Origin of the sequence: Pseudomonas sp. GOM6, assembly GCF_029537485.1 — a bacterium.
Taxonomy (GTDB): Bacteria; Pseudomonadota; Gammaproteobacteria; order Pseudomonadales; family Pseudomonadaceae; genus Aquipseudomonas.
The window spans coordinates 90,646-107,053 of sequence record NZ_JARPUS010000011.1 but is presented as its reverse complement, the minus strand read 5'-3'; the positions used below and the strand labels follow the sequence as shown (position 1 = coordinate 107,053).

The following is a 16,408-nucleotide window of genomic DNA, read 5'->3' as shown; positions in this document are numbered from 1 at the left end:
GCGCTAGCCGCAAGCATTGACACGCGGACGTGCAGGCTTAGTAGCCCTTGACGCTGTAATCCACCTCGAAGTCGATGCCGGTGACCCGCGACACACCGGTCTCCAGTTGCCCGTCGGCGTGCAGACGCAGCCAGCGATAGCCGGGCGCCGTAGTGTCGACCTGAAACTCCTCGCTGCCTGGAGCGAACTGTACGCAGGTGGACGGTGAGGCGAGCAGGCGAACGCCATTGCGTTGCTGGTCGAACTCCTGGTGGATGTGCCCCCAGAGCAGCGCCTTGACCTGCGGGTGGCGATCCAGCACGGCGAACAGGGCGTCCGCATTGCGCAGGCCAATGGGTTCCATCCAGGCACAGCCGATGGACACCGGGTGGTGATGAAAGCAAATCAGGTGATGGCGCTGCGGCGCTTCGCTCAGGGCCAGCTCCAGCAGCTCCAGCTGATCATCGGCCAGGTAGCCGGGCACGGCGCCGGGAATGGAGGAGTCGAGCAGGATGATGCGCCAGTGGCCCAGATCCACCACGGACTGCAACAGGTCGCTGTTGGCGCAGGCACTGCGCATGATCGGCACTTCGTCATGGTTGCCGGGCAGCCAGCGTGCCGCGTTGCCGAGGTCGGTGGTGAGGTGATGGAAACGCTGATAGGAAGCCAGGCTGCCATCCTGGGACAGGTCGCCGGTGGCGAGAATCAGGTCGATGTCGGGTTGTTCGGCCTGGACCTTTTCGATCACCTTTTCCAGGCTGTCGCGGGTATTCATGCCCAGCAACTTGCCATCGTCCTCGGCAAAAAGATGGCTGTCCGACAGCTGCACCAGCAGCATCGGGCGGTCAGAGGCAAGGGATGACGGGCGCGACAAGGGCCTACTCCTGAGCGAGGTCTCAGGATTATGGTGGGTGAAACGTGATTCGGTAAACCCGACAAGCGCGAACAGGTCACATTTGTGTGGTTGCGATTACAGGACGGGTTCCAGCTCGTGACCGCAAGCGATGCAGTGACTCAGCCACTCGCCGAGAAACAGATTGAGCTGGCTCTTCTCGTCCGGCTGGTGCATGGCGGCGTTGGGGTAGGGGTAGACGCTGCGAAAACGACGGGCGTTTTCCGCGCCCGTCACCTCGGCCATGCGCGCGTCATGGTAGGCACGCACTTCCAGGCGCGGCACCGGCAGCCAGCTCAAGCTGTGCTCCTGGCGTACTTCCAGGGTGGTGGTGTAAGGGCAGTTTTCGGTGATGCGCAGCGCCAGTACGCCCAGCAGCTGGTCGCCCTGGCTCAGTGCCACGCGGCGTTCGCCCTCGGCGGCGCGCATGTCCGGCAGCAGGCGCAACAGGCGCGCATAGTTGGCTTCGCAAGCGGCCTGCAGCTCGACCAGGTCGACCCGGTAGCGCTCGCGCAGCAGGTTCATGACCACAACCCCCGCACTTCGGCGCGGTTCAGGGCCAGCCATTGCAGGGCGATGATGCTGGCGGCGTTGTTGATGCGCCCGTCCCGCACGGCCTGCAGGGCATCTTCCAGTGGCCAGATATGTACGCGGATGTCTTCGCCTTCCTCGGCCAGGCCGTGAACGCCGCCGGCGCCTTCGCTGTCGCAGCGGCCGACGTAGAGATAGACGCGCTCGTCCGAGCCTCCGGGCGAGGGAAAGTAGGTGGTGATGGGCCACAGCGACGTGAGCGTCAGATTGGCTTCTTCGACGGCTTCGCGACGGGCGACCTCTTCTGGTTCCTCATCCTTGTCGATCAGGCCGGCAACCAGCTCGATCAGCCAGGGGTTGGCGGATTTCTCCAGGGCGCCGACGCGGAACTGCTCGATCAGCACCACGTTGTCGCGTTGCGGGTCATAGGGCAGCACACAGACGGCGTCGTGGCGCACGAACAGTTCACGGCTGAGCTGCGGGCCCATGCCGCCGGCGAACTGGCGATGACGCAGGTGCAGGCGATCCAGGCGGTAGAAACCCTTGAAACAGGTCTCGCGCTGAAGCACCTCGACGTCGTGTGTGGTCATGCATGTTCCCTCTGATGCGGCATGGTACGGCTGGCTGATGACGAATGTGCGCGCCGCACGGCGGCTTTGGCAAGTGTCCGGCGGCACGATGGTAGCCTCGCGGCGGGCCCTGACTAAACAGTTTCGCCGGCAATTGCGACAAGAGGAACATGGAGGCGTTCCGTCGCTGTGGATTTTCTGCGGGCGCCGATCTGGGCTTGGATGGAAGCATGCCGCCAGCCACAATGGCGCCTGCGCTCGGAACAGATGCCGGCGCCTGCAGTCGAAACGCCCGTCGCCGCTCAAGGAATGTTCATGCGCTCCATCGCCGTTGCCAGCCTGCTATCCCTGTCTTTCTTGCTTACGGGCTGCCAGTCGCTGCTTTCGGGCAGCGCCAGCCAGCCCTTGCCGACCACGCGCCAGGCCTGGGAGCATCGCCCCGCCGGGTGCCTGGAAAAGGATTGCCCGCTGGTCAATATCGACCTGCAACTGCTCGACGGCATGCCGGCGCTCAATGCCCGTATCGAGCGCGAGCTGCTCAAGCTGACCATCGAGCTTCCGGGCGACCCGCCGCCGCCGTCGCTGGCCATCCATGAGCGTGAGTTCCTGGCTGGCGGCAAGCCCGGCTGGATGAGCTATTTGCAGGCCAAGGTGCTGGAGCAGCACGACCGCCTGGTGGTGATCGAGCTGTCCAGTTATCGCTTCAATGGTGGTAAGCGTGGTGTGCCAGGGCGTGCCTACCTGACCTACGACCGTGAGCTTGACCGGGTGGTCAGCCTTGACGACCTGCTGGTGCCGGGGTTGCAGGAGGCCTTTTGGGAGAAGGTACGTCAGGCCCACCAGGAGTGGCTGAAGCAGAATGGCCTGGCTGAGAACGCCGAATTTCAGGCGGTCTGGCCCTTCGTGCGTACCGCCAATGTGGCGCCGCTGCGCAACGCGGTGATGCTCAAGTACGAGATCGAGCGTATCGCGCCCTACGAGAGCGGCCATCCGACCCTGTACATCCCCTACGCCAAGCTCAAGGGCGTACTCAAGCCCATCTATTTCCCCGGCCAATAAAAAGGCCCCGCGAGCAGCGCGGGGCCTGGTAGCGGAGCCGGTCAGACCTGCTTGTAGATCACCGAACCTTCTCCCTTGAAGCGCTCGGCCTGCTCGGCGAAGCCGGCCTCGATGGCCTTCTGCTCATCGGTCAGGCCGTTCTCCTTGGCGTAGTCACGCACTTCCTGGGTGATCTTCATCGAGCAGAACTTCGGCCCGCACATGGAGCAGAAGTGCGCCACCTTGGCCGAGTCCTTCGGCAGGGTCTCGTCGTGGAAGCTGCGCGCGGTGTCCGGATCGAGGCCGAGGTTGAACTGGTCTTCCCAGCGGAACTCGAAGCGCGCCTTGCTCAGGGCGTTGTCACGGATCTGCGCGCCCGGGTGGCCCTTGGCGAGGTCGGCGGCATGGGCGGCGATCTTGTAGGTGATGATGCCGGTCTTCACGTCATCCTTGTTCGGCAGGCCCAGGTGCTCCTTGGGCGTGACGTAGCAGAGCATGGCGCAGCCGAACCAGCCGATCATCGCCGCGCCAATGCCGGAGGTGATGTGGTCGTAGCCCGGGGCGATATCGGTGGTCAGCGGGCCGAGGGTGTAGAACGGCGCCTCGTCGCAGCATTCCAGCTGCTTGTCCATGTTCTCCTTGATCAGCTGCATCGGCACGTGGCCGGGGCCTTCGATCATGGTCTGCACGTCATGCTTCCAGGCGATCTTGGTCAGTTCGCCGAGGGTCTCCAGCTCGCCGAACTGCGCGGCGTCGTTGGCGTCGGCAATCGAGCCGGGACGCAGGCCATCGCCCAGCGAGAAGCTGACGTCGTAGGCCTTCATGATTTCGCAGATTTCCTCAAAGTGGGTGTAGAGGAAATTCTCCTTGTGGTGCGCCAGGCACCACTTGGCCATGATCGAGCCGCCACGGCTGACAATGCCGGTGACGCGCTTGGCGGTCAGCGGCACATAGCGCAGCAGCACGCCGGCGTGAATGGTGAAGTAGTCCACGCCCTGCTCGGCCTGTTCGATCAGGGTGTCGCGGAACAGCTCCCAGGTCAGGTCCTCGGCGATGCCGCCGACCTTCTCCAGCGCCTGGTAGACCGGCACTGTGCCGATCGGCACCGGCGAGTTGCGGATGATCCACTCGCGGGTCTCGTGGATGTGCTTGCCGGTGGACAGATCCATGACCGTGTCCGAGCCCCAGCGGATGCCCCAGGTCAGCTTGGCCACTTCCTCTTCAATGGAGGAGCCTAGCGCCGAGTTGCCGATATTGCCGTTGATCTTCACCAGGAAGTTGCGGCCGATGATCATCGGCTCCAGCTCCACGTGGTTGATGTTGGCCGGGATGATGGCGCGGCCGCGGGCGATCTCGCTGCGCACGAACTCGGGGGTGATCTCTTTCGGGATCGAGGCGCCGAAGCTCTGCCCGGCATGCTGCTCCTTGAGCAGGCCAGCCTCGCGCGCCTCGGCCAGCTTCATGTTCTCGCGGATGGCGACGTATTCCATCTCGGGGGTGATGATGCCCTGCTTGGCGTAGTGCATCTGGCTGACGTTCCTGCCGGCCTTGGCCCGGCGCGGGTTGCGCACATGGGCGAAGCGCATCGCCGCCAGTTCGGCGTCGTTCAGGCGGCGCTGGCCGAACTCGGAGGACAGGCCGGGCAGTTTCTCGGTGTCGCCACGGTCTTCGATCCAGGCACTGCGCACGTCGGCCAGGCCCTTGCGCACGTCGATGGTGACGTTCGGGTCGGTGTACGGGCCGGAGGTGTCGTAGACGGTGACCGGGGCGTTGATCTCGCCGCCGAAGGCGGTCGGGGTGACGTCCAGGCTGATCTCGCGCATCGGCACGCGGATGTCCGGGCGCGAACCCTGCACATAAACCTTCTGCGAACGGGGGAAAGGCTGGATCGACTGCTGGTCGACCTGGGCGGACTCGCTAAGGTTCTTCGCTTGTTGTTTGACGCTCATCGGCTCGGCTCCTCGGTGGGATGTCGGAGCGAACCTGAAGGCGGAAGGCGCACCACGGGTGGTGCCGAGAGGACTCGCCGAAAGCGGGCGAGGACATCTTGTTCCCTACGCAGGCCTTAACCTGATCAGGTTCAACGGGATCCGGAACTCTCCGATCTCAGCCCACGACTCTGGGCACCCCGACAAGAACTGGCGGCAGTCTAATCAAAAATTGTACACAACAGCAATTGCGGGCTCGTTTCTACCTTGCCTTTCGTCGGCAGTTGCTGGGGGCTGGTCTACATAAAGCCTTGGCATTGTTGCGGCTGGGCAACAAAGCTTGCCGTAAACCGGCCTGCCGTTGCGCTGCGCTCGCCTTGACCACCGCCAGCGGCAGCCTTAGCCTTGCCCGACTTCCCTGCATCTAGGACTGATCATGCTACGCAGACTCTCGCTGGCGCTCGCAGTAGCTGCTGCCACCTCCGCAATGGCCTGGGCCGAAGACGCTTCCCTGGCGACCAAGACCGACCTGGTCACTGTCTATAACGAAGCGGTGAAGAACAACGCCGACCTGGCTGCTGCCCGCGCCAACTACCAGGCCATCAGCGAGGTGGTGCCTCAGGCACGTGCCGGCCTGCTGCCCAACCTGTCCGGCGGGGCCGATCTGACCGACACCAATACCCAGGTGGATACCCGTCTGGCCAATGATGTGGATGCCGATCGTAGCGGTCTTTCCTACCGTGCCAGCCTGGCCCAGCCGCTGTTCCGTGCCGATCGCTGGTTCCAGTTCCAGGCGGCCAAGGCTACTGATCAGCAGGCCGCCCTGCAGCTTTCCGCCACCGAGCAGAACCTGATTCTGCAGAGTGCTGAAACCTATTTCGCCGTCCTGCGCGCTCAGGACACCCTAGCCTCGACCAAGGCCGAGGAAGCCGCGTTCAAACGCCAGCTGGATCAGGCCAATGAGCGCTTCGATGTCGGTCTGTCGGACAAGACTGACGTGCTGGAAGCTCAGGCCGGCTTCGATACTGCCCGCGCCAACCGCATTCTTGCCCAGCGTGCCGTGGATGACGCCTTCCAGGCGCTGGTGACCCTGACGACGCATGAGTACAGCTCGCTGGAAGGTGTGAAGCACAGTCTGCCGGTGCTGGTGCCTACTCCTAACGATGCCAAGGCCTGGGTCGATACTGCCGCCCAGCAGAACCTCAATCTCCAGGCCAGCAACTATGCAGTGGATGCGGCCGAAGAAACCCTGCGCCAGCGCAAGTCCGGCCACGCGCCAACTCTGGATGCCGTTGCCCAGTACCAGAAAGGTGACAATGACTCCCTGGGCTTCAGCAACAGCGACCTGTCTTCGCCCTACAACGGTGATGCCGAACAGACCACCATCGGCCTGCAGCTGAATATCCCCATCTACAGCGGCGGCCTGACCAGCTCGCAGGTGCGCGAAGCCTACCAGCGTCTGAGCCAGACCGAGCAGGAGCGTGAGAGCCTGCGTCGCAAGGTGGTGGAAAACACCCGCAACCTGCACCGCGCGGTGAATACCGACGTGGAAACCGTGCAGGCGCGCAAGCAGTCGATCATTTCCAACCAGAGCGCACTGGAAGCCACCGAGATCGGCTACCAGGTCGGTACCCGTAACATCGTCGACGTGCTCGATGCCCAGCGCCAGCTGTATAGCTCGGTACGCAACTACAACGACGCCCGCTACGACTACATCCTCAACAACCTGCGCCTGAAACAGGCGGCAGGCACCCTGGCGCCGTCTGATCTGGAAGCGCTGTCCGGTTTCCTCAAGCCTGACTACGATCCGGACAAGGACTTCCTGCCGCCGGACCTGGCCAAGGCTGCCGAGGCGCAGTTGCGCGGTAATCCGCAATACTGATTCACGCCGCCTCTTCGACAAAGCCCCGCCTTCGAGCGGGGCTTTTTTATACTGGCATCTGGCCTGTGCTTTGCTTTATTACAGCTTTTTAAAAGGCGGCCGATGCAACTGGCATCAAGGTCGTCTGACCGGAAGGAGTTCCCGCAGTGTCCGTTCTGTTTTCGCTGTTGCGCAGCCGTCTGCTGCGCCCGGTATTCATTGCTCTGGGCCTGGCGATGTTGGCTCAGGTAGGGGTAGCCGTCTGGTTGACCCGTGCCACGGTCGACGAGCTGGTCAACGACCTCACTCGGCGTCTGAGTGGCGAAAGTCAGCGTCTGGCCGACGAGCTCGGCAGTGCGGAAGAGGAAATGCGCACGGGGCTGGCGGCTCTGTCCAGCAATACCCGCGAGCGCCTCGGTGATGGCCTGAGCAGTCAGCTGAAGAGCGAGCAGGTGCAGCTGCGCCAAGTGCTGGAAGAAAACCTAAAACAGTCGGGCAACTCCATCGCGCAGATGCTTGCCGGGGTGGCGCCCAAGGCCATCTGGGATAATGACGCCCCCGCGCTAACGGCGCTGACCCGTATCGTTCAGCGTGATCCGGCGGTGCTGTTTGCGGTGTTCTATGACGCGGAGGGCAAGCGCCTGACGCGCAATTTCGATCGCAGCAATCCGCGGGTGCGTGAGCTGATCGCGGCAGGCCAGGGCAAGACCGGGCTGGACAAACTGGTGGATGGCGCCTCGCGCGATCCCAAGGTGTACATGATCGAGGTTGAGATCAATCCCATGGGGTCGCCCATCGGCAAGGTGCAGTTGGGCATGTCGCTGGACGCCATCGAGCAGGAGCTGGCGGCTCTGGACACCCGCTTCGCCGGTCTGGTCGGCAATGCCGGTCAGTTGGTCGATCAGAGCCTTTCCGGGGCGGCACAGGAAAGTACCCAGGCTCTGCAGCAGCGTCTGCAGGCAGCCGAACAGGCCACTGAGGAAATGGCGCGCAACGGTAGCGAGACCGTGCAGCAGGCCGCGAGTGATCTGCGCTGGCGTATCGCCAGTGGCTTGCTGGTGGTGGGCTTGTTGACGCTGGCTGCTGTGGCGCTGGTGTTGGGGTGGCGGGTGTTGAGTCGTCTGCAGTTGCTGATTGCCGCGCTCAAGGATCTGGCGGCGGGCGAGGGTGATCTGACGCGGCGCGTGCAATTGGACAGTCGCGACGAAGTCGGCGAAATGGCCACGGCGGTCAATCAGTTCATCGCCAAGCTGCAGCCGATCGTGCGTGAGGCGGGCGAAGTGGCGCAGCGCACTGGCGAGGAGATTCGCAGCTTGGCGCAGCGCAGCGCCGCAGCCGAGGCGGCGGCCGAGCGGCAGCGCGACGAGGTGGCTGGCAGCCTGCAGGCGCTGGAAGAGATGGCTGCAGCGGCGCAGACCGAAAGTCAGGCCATGCACGATGCCCAGCAGCGCGTCACGGCGATCCGCCAGGCGGCTCACGAGAATGCGGCCATTGCAACCAAGGTTGGCGGTCTGATCGAGGCGCTGGTGGCGCGGGTGGAGAACGGCTCGGCGGTGATCGAGAAACTGGCCCAGCAGAGCGAGCAGATCGAGGTGGTGCTCACCGTGATCCAGTCCATTGCCGAGCAGACCAACCTGCTGGCACTGAACGCGGCCATCGAAGCGGCGCGGGCGGGTGAGAGTGGTCGCGGCTTCGCCGTGGTGGCCGACGAAGTGCGCGCCCTGGCCAGTAAGACCCAGCAGTCCACCGGCGATATCCAGGCGCACATCACGGCCTTGCAGCAGGGCGCGCGCGAAGCGGTGGCCGTGATTGGCCAGGCCGGCGGGCAAGCGGCGGAAGGTCTGCAGGCGCTGCGCGACAGTGCGCGTCTGCAGCAGTCGGTGCAGGCGTCGGTAGACGAGGTGCATGATGCCATCGATGCGGCGACCCGTTCCGCTGCGCATCAGGCTGACGGTGCCAGCGCGGTGCGCGGCCGCGTCGAAGTGATCCACAGCGAGGCGCAACGGGCGGCTCAGGCGGTGAGCGAAACGGCGGCGAGCGGGCGTGTGGTTGATGCTCTCGTGGCCCAGCTCAAGGCTAGTTTCGCCCAGTTCAAGGTCTGAGGGGCTTTCTGCAGCAGCGGCGTGCTCCGTTGCTGCAAGATTTTCCGCTGAGCAGAAACGAAAAAACCGAGCCTAAGCTCGGTTTTTTCTTGAAGAGTGGTGCCCAGGAGAAGACTCGAACTTCCACGGTGTTGCCACCGCTAGGACCTGAACCTAGTGCGTCTACCAATTCCGCCACCTGGGCACGGGAAACTATGATTACTCAGTCGCTTCCGTGTTACAACGTCTCAGCAACGTTGTGGGCGCGAACTATACGGACGCGGTTTTTGCTTGTAAACCCCTGACGCTGAAAAAATTATTGTCGCGGGAAAAGCTGACCCCCGGTGCCGTTTCGCGCTTCAATAGACAGAAGGCAAACTTATGCATACAGGTATTTTCATTTAATGGCCGATTGGCAATCCCTCGATCCCGAGGCCGCCCGCGAGGCGGAAAAGTACGAAAACCCCATTCCCAGCCGTGAGCTGATTCTCCAGCATCTGTCCGAGCGCGGTTCGCCTGCTGCTCGTGAAGAGCTAGTGGAAGAGTTCGGGCTGACCACCGACGAGCAACTCGAAGCGTTGCGTCGTCGCCTGCGCGCCATGGAGCGTGATGGCCAACTTATCTATACGCGTCGCGGCACCTATGCTCCGGTGGACAAGCTCGACCTGATCCGGGGTCGTATCAGCGGCCATCGCGATGGGTTTGGCTTCCTGATTCCGGATGACGGCAGCGACGACCTGTTCCTCAGCCCCGCACAGATGCGTCTGGTGTTCGATGGCGACCGTGCACTGGCGCGGGTTGCCGGCCTGGATCGCCGTGGTCGTCGTGAAGGCGCCCTGGTCGAGGTGATCGAGCGGGCTCACGAAACCATCGTCGGGCGCTATTTCGAGGAGGCCGGCATCGGCTTCGTCGAGGCGGACAACCCGAAGATTCAGCAGGAAGTGCTGGTCACCCCCGGGCGTACCGCGGGCGCCAAGGTCGGTCAGTTCGTCGAGATCAGGATTACGCACTGGCCCACTGCACGCTTCCAGCCGCAGGGCGATATCGTCGAAGTGATCGGCAACTATATGGCGCCGGGCATGGAAATCGACGTGGCTCTGCGCAGCTATGACATCCCGCATGTCTGGCCCGAGGCTGTCATTAAAGAAGCGCGCAAGCTCAAGCCGCAGGTGGAAGAGAAGGACAAGGAAAACCGGGTCGATCTGCGCCACCTGCCGTTCGTCACCATCGATGGCGAGGATGCCCGCGACTTCGACGATGCCGTGTACTGCGAGAAAAACAGCAGCCGCTGGAAGCTGTTCTCCGGCGGCTGGAAGCTGTATGTCGCCATCGCCGACGTGTCGCACTACGTCAAGGTCGGCTCGGCGCTGGATGAAGAGGCGCAGAAGCGTGGCAACTCGGTGTATTTCCCCGAACGCGTGGTGCCGATGCTGCCGGAAGAGCTGTCCAACGGGCTGTGCTCGCTGAATCCGCATGTCGACCGCCTGGCTATGGTTTGCGAAATGAGCATGTCCAAGTCCGGCGAGCTGGTTGATTATCAGTTCTATGAGGCGGTCATCCATTCCCATGCGCGTCTGACCTACAACAAGGTCAGCTACATGCTGGAGCAGCCGAAGAGCAGCGAAGGCAAGTCGCTGCGCGAGGAATATAAAGAGGTGCTGCCGCACCTCAAGCAGCTCTACGCCCTGTATCAGGTGTTGCTGGCGGCGCGTCATGAGCGCGGCGCCATCGACTTCGAGACCCAGGAGACCCGCATTGTCTTCGGCACCGATCGCAAGATCGACGAGATCCGTCCGACCCAGCGCAACGACGCACACAAGCTGATCGAGGAGTGCATGCTGGCGGCCAACGTGGCCACTGCGCGCTTCATGCAGGATCACTCCATTCCCTCGCTGTACCGGGTGCACGACGGCCCGCCGGCCGAGCGGGTGGAGAAGCTCAAGGCGTTCCTCGGCGAGCTGGGGCTGGCTTTGCACAAGGGCAAGGAGGGGCCGAAGCCGAAGGATTACCAGAAGTTGCTGGCCAGCATTCAGGAGCGTCCGGACTTCCAGCTGATCCAGACCGTGATGCTGCGCTCGTTGAGTCAGGCGGTGTACAGCGCCGACAACAACGGCCACTTCGGTCTCAACTACGAGGCCTATACCCACTTTACTTCGCCAATCCGCCGCTATCCGGACCTGCTGGTGCACCGTGCCATCCGCAGTGTGATTCGCTCCAAGCGCGAGACCAAGCATGTGCAGCGCGCGGGTGCGGCGAGCATGCCCAAGGCGCGTATCTATCCCTACGATGAGGCGGCGCTGGAGCAGCTGGGAGAGCAGTGCTCGATGACCGAGCGGCGCGCTGACGAGGCGACCCGTGACGTGGTCAACTGGCTCAAGTGCGAGTTCATGCAGGATCGCGTCGGCGAGATCTTCGAAGGCGTCATCACTGCAGCGACCGGTTTCGGTATCTTCGTCGAGCTGAAGGATATCTATGTCGAAGGCCTGGTGCATGTCACCGCATTGCCCGCCGACTACTACCACTTTGACCCGGTGCACCATCGCCTGGCTGGCGAGCGCAGCGGACGCAGTTTCCGTCTGGGCGACAGCGTGGCGGTCAAGGTCATGCGCGTCGATCTGGATGAGCGCAAGATCGACTTCGAACTGGCTGAGGGTAAGACCGAGTCGCGCGGCAAAGCTGGCTCGACCGGGCGCAAACCCGCAGCCAAGGCTCCGGGTGTGGGCAATACCGATGTGCAGAAGAGTCGCGATGTGAAAAAAGCTCTGCTCGACGGTGCGAAAAAAGGTGGTGGTAAGCCCGCCGGCGGCAAGAGTGGTGCTGCAGGCAAGACATCCAGTCATCGCAAGGGTGCGCCTAAGACTGACAAACCGGCCACTGGCAAACCGAGCAAGCGCAAGGCTAAGCGATGAGTCAGCTGGAAAAGGTTTACGGCGTTCATGCCGTCGAGGCGCTGCTGCGCCACCATCCCAAGCGGGTCAAGCAGTTGTGGCTGGCCGAGAGCCGTAGCGCGCCGCGGGTGCAGGCGCTGCTGGCGCTGGCTGCTCAGCAGCGGGTGCCGGTCGGGCAGAAGGAGCGCCAGGAGCTGGACGAGTGGGCAGAGGGCGTGCACCAGGGCGTGGTTGCCGAAGTGAGCCCCAGCCAGGTCTGGGGTGAGAACATGCTCGACGAGTTGCTCGAGCGTGGCGAAGGCCCGGCGCTATTGCTGGTGCTGGACGGTGTGACCGATCCGCACAATCTGGGCGCTTGTCTGCGCACGGCCGACGCGGCCGGTGCTCAGGCGGTGATTGTGCCCAAGGACAAGTCGGCGACGCTCAATGCCACCGTGCGCAAGGTTGCCTGCGGGGCCGCCGAGGTCATCCCGCTGGTGGCGGTGACCAACCTGGCACGCACCCTGGAGAAGCTGCAAAAGAAGGGGCTGTGGGTGGTCGGTACGGCTGGCGAGGTCGAGCAGGAGCTCTACCAGCTGGATATGACCGGGCCCACTGTGTTGGTCATGGGCGCCGAGGGTAAGGGCATGCGTCGCCTGACGCGCGAGCACTGCGATTATCTGGTGAAGCTGCCCATGAGCGGCAGCGTCAGCAGCCTCAATGTCTCGGTCGCCACCGGCGTGTGCCTGTTCGAAGCCGTGCGCCAGCGCCAGGCCGCGCGCAAGGCGTAGGCTCGATGGGCGTCGCCCGGCGCTTGTTGAGTTGGTCTCGCGGACTGTTCAAATAATCACCAGTTTACCTTGCGTGTGGCGGGGGGCTTCTCTAGAATGTCGCCCCTTGCCGCCATGGCAGGCGCTTGTGCGCCTTCACTTCGGCAAGTCAGAACGAGTCATTCACTCCTTGCCTGACCACCTTTTGTTGGCAGGCTACAACCCGTAAGGAGCATTCATGCGTCATTACGAAATCATCTTTCTGGTTCACCCGGACCAGAGCGAGCAAGTCGGCGGCATGGTTGAGCGTTACACCAAGCTGATCGAAGAAGACGGCGGCAAAATCCACCGTCTGGAAGACTGGGGCCGTCGTCAGCTGGCCTATGCCATCAACAACGTTCACAAGGCTCACTACGTGATGCTGAACGTTGAGTGCAGCGGCAAAGCCCTGGCCGAGCTGGAAGACAACTTCCGCTACAACGACGCAGTAATCCGTAACCTGATCATCCGTCGCGACGAAGCCGTTACCGGTCAGTCCGAGATGCTCAAGGCCGAAGAAAACCGCAGCGAGCGCCGCGAGCGCCGTGAGCGCGTTGAAACCGAATCCGCCGAAGGCGAAGACGGTGACAACAGCGACAACAACGCTGACGAGTAATCCACGGATCTATTGAGGAGCCACATTCATGGCACGTTTCTTCCGTCGTCGTAAATTCTGCCGTTTCACCGCTGAAGGCGTGAAAGAGATCGACTTCAAAGATCTCAACACCCTGAAAGCCTACGTTTCCGAAACCGGCAAGATCGTTCCTAGCCGTATCACCGGTACCAAGGCCAAGTACCAGCGTCAGCTGGCTGTCGCTATCAAGCGCGCCCGCTACCTGGCCCTGCTGCCCTACACCGACAGCCACGGCCGTTGAGAACAGAGTGTCGACAAGTTGTAAGGGATAGATCGCATGCGCGCCTTGGCTGAGTTCATCATGCGCGGCCGCATGCAGGCCACCCTGGTGGTGGTCGGTTCTGCGGCGTTGCCGCTGTTGTTCTGGTTGAGTGCCGCCGCCAGTAGCCTGGTGCTGCTGCGGCGGGGGCCAAGAGATGCTGTAGGCATTCTGGCTTGGGCGGTGTTACCGGCTTTGGGCTGGTGGCACTTCGGTGATCCGCGCGTCCTTCTGGTGATGCTCGGTACGCTGAGCCTGGCGCTGTTGTTGCGCGCTGGGTGGTCCTGGGCTCGCGTGCTGCTGGCCAGCATCGCGCTCGGTCTGGTGTATGGCGTGACGTTGGGCGCGGTGTTTAGCCAACCCATCAACGAACTGGCGGCCGAGCTGCACAAGCTGATGCCGCAGATGTTCGATGGGGTCTACCAAAAGATGTCGGTAGACGAGCAGACCCGCCTGCAGGCGCTGGTTGCCCCGGTACTCACCGGACTGATGGCTGCGTTGTTGCAGATCGTCAGCCTGCTCTGCCTGATGCTTGGGCGTTTTTGGCAGGCGGCGCTGTACAACCCGGGTGGTTTCGGGCTCGAGTTTCGGGCCTTGCGACTGCCGCCTGCCCTGGCCTTCGGCCTGTTGGCGGTCATTGTTCTGGGACCCAATCTGGGGCTGGAACTGGCCATGCTGACGCCGCTGTGCAGTGTGCCGCTGGTGTTTGCCGGTGTGGCTCTGCTGCATGGGTTGGCCGCTTCCGGGCGACTGGGCCGGTTCTGGCTGGTGGGGCTGTACGTGTCGCTGCTGCTGTTTTTGCAGCTGATTTATCCGTTACTGGTGGTCTTGGCCATCGTCGACAGTCTGATTGATTTTCGCGGCCGCCGTGCGCGTAACAACGGCGCCGGGCCTGCGAACGGTGAAGGTTAAAAGTTAAGAGGTAAGACCCAAATGGAAGTCATCCTGCTGGAAAAAATCGCCAACCTGGGCAACCTGGGCGACAAAGTGAACGTCAAGTCCGGCTACGGCCGTAACTACCTGCTGCCGCAGGGCAAGGCCACCGCTGCCACCGCCGAGAACGTTGCTGCGTTCGAAGCTCGCCGCGCTGAGCTGGAAGCTGCTGCTGCCGCCAAGAAAGCTTCCGCCGAAGCCCGTGCCGCTCAACTGGCCGAGCTGGAAGTTACCATCACTGCTGTTGCTGGTGACGAAGGCAAGCTGTTCGGTTCCATCGGTACTCACGACATCGCTGACGCCCTGACCGCCTCCGGCGTTGAAGTGGCCAAGGCTGAAGTGCGCCTGCCGAACGGCACCATTCGCCAGGTAGGCGAATTCGACGTTGCACTGCACCTGCACACCGACGTCGAAGCCACCGTCAAGGTGATCGTGGTCGCTGCCTAATTTGGGCTGCTACCCGTGGGCTTGCATGAAAATGCCAGCCTGCTGACAATCGGGCACTCACTGCGTCAGTGGTGAGTGCCCGTTGTTTTTTCAGAGCCTTTGGCAAAGATGCACTTTGCCAAAGCCTCTGTGTTTTCCGGAATTACAGGTGCCATGAACGATATCAGTGTCCCTCAGCAGTACGATCTGGAAACCGCAGCCCTCAAGGTGCCGCCGCATTCCATCGAGGCCGAACAGGCCGTGCTCGGCGGCCTGATGCTGGACAACAACGCCTGGGAGCGCGTCTCCGATGCAGTGTCCGACGGCGACTTCTACCGCCATGACCACCGCCTGATCTTCCGCGCCATTTTCACCCTGGCCGAGCGCAACTCGCCGTTCGACGTGGTGACCCTGTCCGAGCAGCTGGACAAGGAGGGCCACCTGAGCCAGGTCGGCGGCCTTGGCTACCTTGGTGAGCTGGCCAAGAACACCCCGTCGGTGGCCAACATCAAGGCCTATGCGCAGATCATCCGCGAGCGGGCCACCCTGCGTCAGCTGATCGGCATCAGCAACGACATCGCCGACATGGCCTACGCGCCGCAGGGCAAGAGCGCGGTGGAAGTGCTCGACGAGGCCGAGCGGCAGATCTTCCAGATCGCCGAGGCGCGGCCCAAGGCCGGCGGCCCGGTGGGGATCAACGAGATCCTGGTCAAGACCATCGACCGCATCGACGAACTCTTCAACACCAACGAGGGCCTGACCGGTATTTCCACCGGTTTCACCGACCTGGACGGCATGACCAGCGGTCTGCAGCCGGCCGACCTGGTGATCGTTGCCGGCCGTCCGTCGATGGGTAAGACCACCTTCGCCATGAACCTGGTGGAAAACGCCGTGCTGCGCACCGAGAAGGTGGTGCTGGTGTTCTCCCTGGAAATGCCCAGCGACTCGATCGTGATGCGTATGCTGTCGTCGCTCGGTCGCATCGACCAGACCAAGGTGCGTTCGGGCAAGCTGGACGATGACGACTGGCCGCGCCTGACCTCGGCGGTCAATCTGCTCAACGAGCGCAAGCTGTTCATTGACGATACCGCCGGCATCTCGCCGACCGAGATGCGTGCCCGCGCCCGTCGCCTGGCTCGTGAGCATGGTGAGATCGCCATGATCATGGTCGACTACCTGCAGCTGATGCGTATCCCGGGCTCCAGTGGCGACAACCGCACCAACGAGATTTCCGAGATCTCGCGCTCGCTCAAGGCGCTGGCCAAGGAGTTCAACTGCCCGGTGATTGCCCTGTCGCAGCTCAACCGCTCGCTGGAACAGCGCCCCAACAAGCGCCCGGTCAACTCCGACCTGCGTGAATCCGGGGCGATCGAGCAGGACGCCGACATCATCATGTTCGTCTACCGGGACGAGGTGTATCACCCGGAGACCGAGTACAAGGGCGTCGCCGAGATCATCATCGGCAAGCAGCGTAACGGCCCCATCGGCACCTGCCGTTTGGCCTTCATCGGCAAGTACACGCGCTTCGACAACCTGGCGCCGGGTATGTACAACTTCGAAGAGGACTGACGCCTCGCGAGGCTGATCAGGCTCAATGAAAA

General features: G+C 62.8%; 14 protein-coding genes, 1 tRNA gene and 1 riboswitch. Of the genes, 10 read left to right on the top strand and 5 right to left on the bottom strand.

Annotated elements, in window-relative coordinates; genetic code table 11:
* Window positions 1–37 precede the first annotated feature (37 nt).
* The 3 genes from cpdA to P7A97_RS14170 all read right to left on the bottom strand — a co-directional run bounded on the left by cpdA (window position 38) and on the right by P7A97_RS14170 (window position 1,992).
* Window positions 38–853, bottom strand: coding sequence for a 3',5'-cyclic-AMP phosphodiesterase (gene cpdA / locus P7A97_RS14180; protein ID WP_277690604.1), 816 nt, complete (start codon window positions 851–853; stop codon window positions 38–40).
* A 96-nt stretch (window positions 854–949) separates the two neighbouring features.
* A complete protein-coding gene (locus P7A97_RS14175) occupies window positions 950–1,402 on the bottom strand; it encodes a DUF1249 domain-containing protein (RefSeq protein ID WP_277690603.1) in 453 nt (150 codons plus the stop codon).
* The gene (locus P7A97_RS14170) at window positions 1,393–1,992 is read right to left on the bottom strand and encodes an NUDIX domain-containing protein (protein WP_277690602.1); all 600 of its coding nucleotides are present in this window, start codon (window positions 1,990–1,992) and stop codon (window positions 1,393–1,395) included. Before P7A97_RS14170 ends, P7A97_RS14175 begins: the two co-directional genes overlap by 10 nt.
* Window positions 1,993–2,286: 294 nt before the next feature.
* Here P7A97_RS14170 and P7A97_RS14165 point away from each other — a divergent pair, with 294 nt between their 5' ends.
* Entirely contained in the window at window positions 2,287–3,030 is a 744-nt protein-coding gene (locus tag P7A97_RS14165) for a DUF3298 domain-containing protein (RefSeq protein WP_277690601.1), read from the top strand.
* Window positions 3,031–3,071: 41 nt separating this feature from the next.
* Here the strand turns inward: P7A97_RS14165 and thiC are convergent, their stop codons facing one another.
* On the bottom strand, window positions 3,072–4,958 hold the full coding sequence (thiC, locus tag P7A97_RS14160; protein ID WP_277690600.1) for a phosphomethylpyrimidine synthase ThiC: 1,887 nt from the start codon (window positions 4,956–4,958) through the stop codon (window positions 3,072–3,074).
* 85 nt (window positions 4,959–5,043) lie between these two features.
* A riboswitch (TPP riboswitch) is annotated at window positions 5,044–5,150 on the bottom strand.
* 223 nt (window positions 5,151–5,373) lie between these two features.
* On the opposite strand from thiC, the gene P7A97_RS14155 reads away from it, so the two are divergent.
* Window positions 5,374–6,819, top strand: a complete 1,446-nt coding sequence (locus P7A97_RS14155) for a TolC family outer membrane protein (RefSeq protein WP_277690599.1) — start codon at window positions 5,374–5,376, stop codon at window positions 6,817–6,819.
* 146 nt (window positions 6,820–6,965) lie between these two features.
* Window positions 6,966–8,900 (top strand): methyl-accepting chemotaxis protein, encoded by a 1,935-nt coding sequence (locus P7A97_RS14150; RefSeq protein WP_277690598.1) that lies wholly within the window; start codon window positions 6,966–6,968, stop codon window positions 8,898–8,900.
* 97 nt (window positions 8,901–8,997) lie between these two features.
* On the opposite strand, the gene P7A97_RS14145 is transcribed toward P7A97_RS14150, so the two are convergent.
* Window positions 8,998–9,084 (bottom strand) — tRNA-Leu (locus P7A97_RS14145).
* 199 nt (window positions 9,085–9,283) lie between these two features.
* Between P7A97_RS14145 and rnr the strand changes: the two genes are divergently transcribed.
* The 7 genes from rnr (at window position 9,284) to dnaB (ending at window position 16,376) form a co-directional block, all read left to right on the top strand.
* A complete protein-coding gene (gene rnr, locus P7A97_RS14140) occupies window positions 9,284–11,788 on the top strand; it encodes a ribonuclease R (RefSeq protein WP_277690597.1) in 2,505 nt (834 codons plus the stop codon).
* Entirely contained in the window at window positions 11,785–12,537 is a 753-nt protein-coding gene (rlmB, locus tag P7A97_RS14135; RefSeq protein WP_277690596.1) for a 23S rRNA (guanosine(2251)-2'-O)-methyltransferase RlmB, read from the top strand. The genes rnr and rlmB overlap by 4 nt, the downstream gene beginning before the upstream one ends.
* 217 nt (window positions 12,538–12,754) lie before the next feature.
* Window positions 12,755–13,171: a 30S ribosomal protein S6 gene (gene rpsF / locus P7A97_RS14130; RefSeq protein ID WP_277690595.1), complete on the top strand. Its 417-nt coding sequence runs from the start codon at window positions 12,755–12,757 to the stop codon at window positions 13,169–13,171.
* A gap of 28 nt (window positions 13,172–13,199) precedes the next feature.
* The gene (gene rpsR, locus P7A97_RS14125) at window positions 13,200–13,430 is read left to right on the top strand and encodes a 30S ribosomal protein S18 (RefSeq protein ID WP_043310391.1); all 231 of its coding nucleotides are present in this window, start codon (window positions 13,200–13,202) and stop codon (window positions 13,428–13,430) included.
* 36 nt (window positions 13,431–13,466) lie between these two features.
* Window positions 13,467–14,360, top strand: a complete 894-nt coding sequence (locus P7A97_RS14120; RefSeq protein ID WP_277690594.1) for a hypothetical protein — start codon at window positions 13,467–13,469, stop codon at window positions 14,358–14,360.
* Between the two features lie 21 nt (window positions 14,361–14,381).
* Window positions 14,382–14,828, top strand: coding sequence for a 50S ribosomal protein L9 (gene rplI / locus P7A97_RS14115; protein WP_277690593.1), 447 nt, complete (start codon window positions 14,382–14,384; stop codon window positions 14,826–14,828).
* Window positions 14,829–14,981: 153 nt separating this feature from the next.
* Window positions 14,982–16,376 carry a replicative DNA helicase gene (gene dnaB, locus P7A97_RS14110; protein WP_277690592.1) on the top strand — a complete coding sequence of 465 codons (1,395 nt, stop codon included), beginning with the start codon at window positions 14,982–14,984 and terminating at the stop codon, window positions 16,374–16,376.
* Window positions 16,377–16,408: the final 32 nt, after the last annotated feature.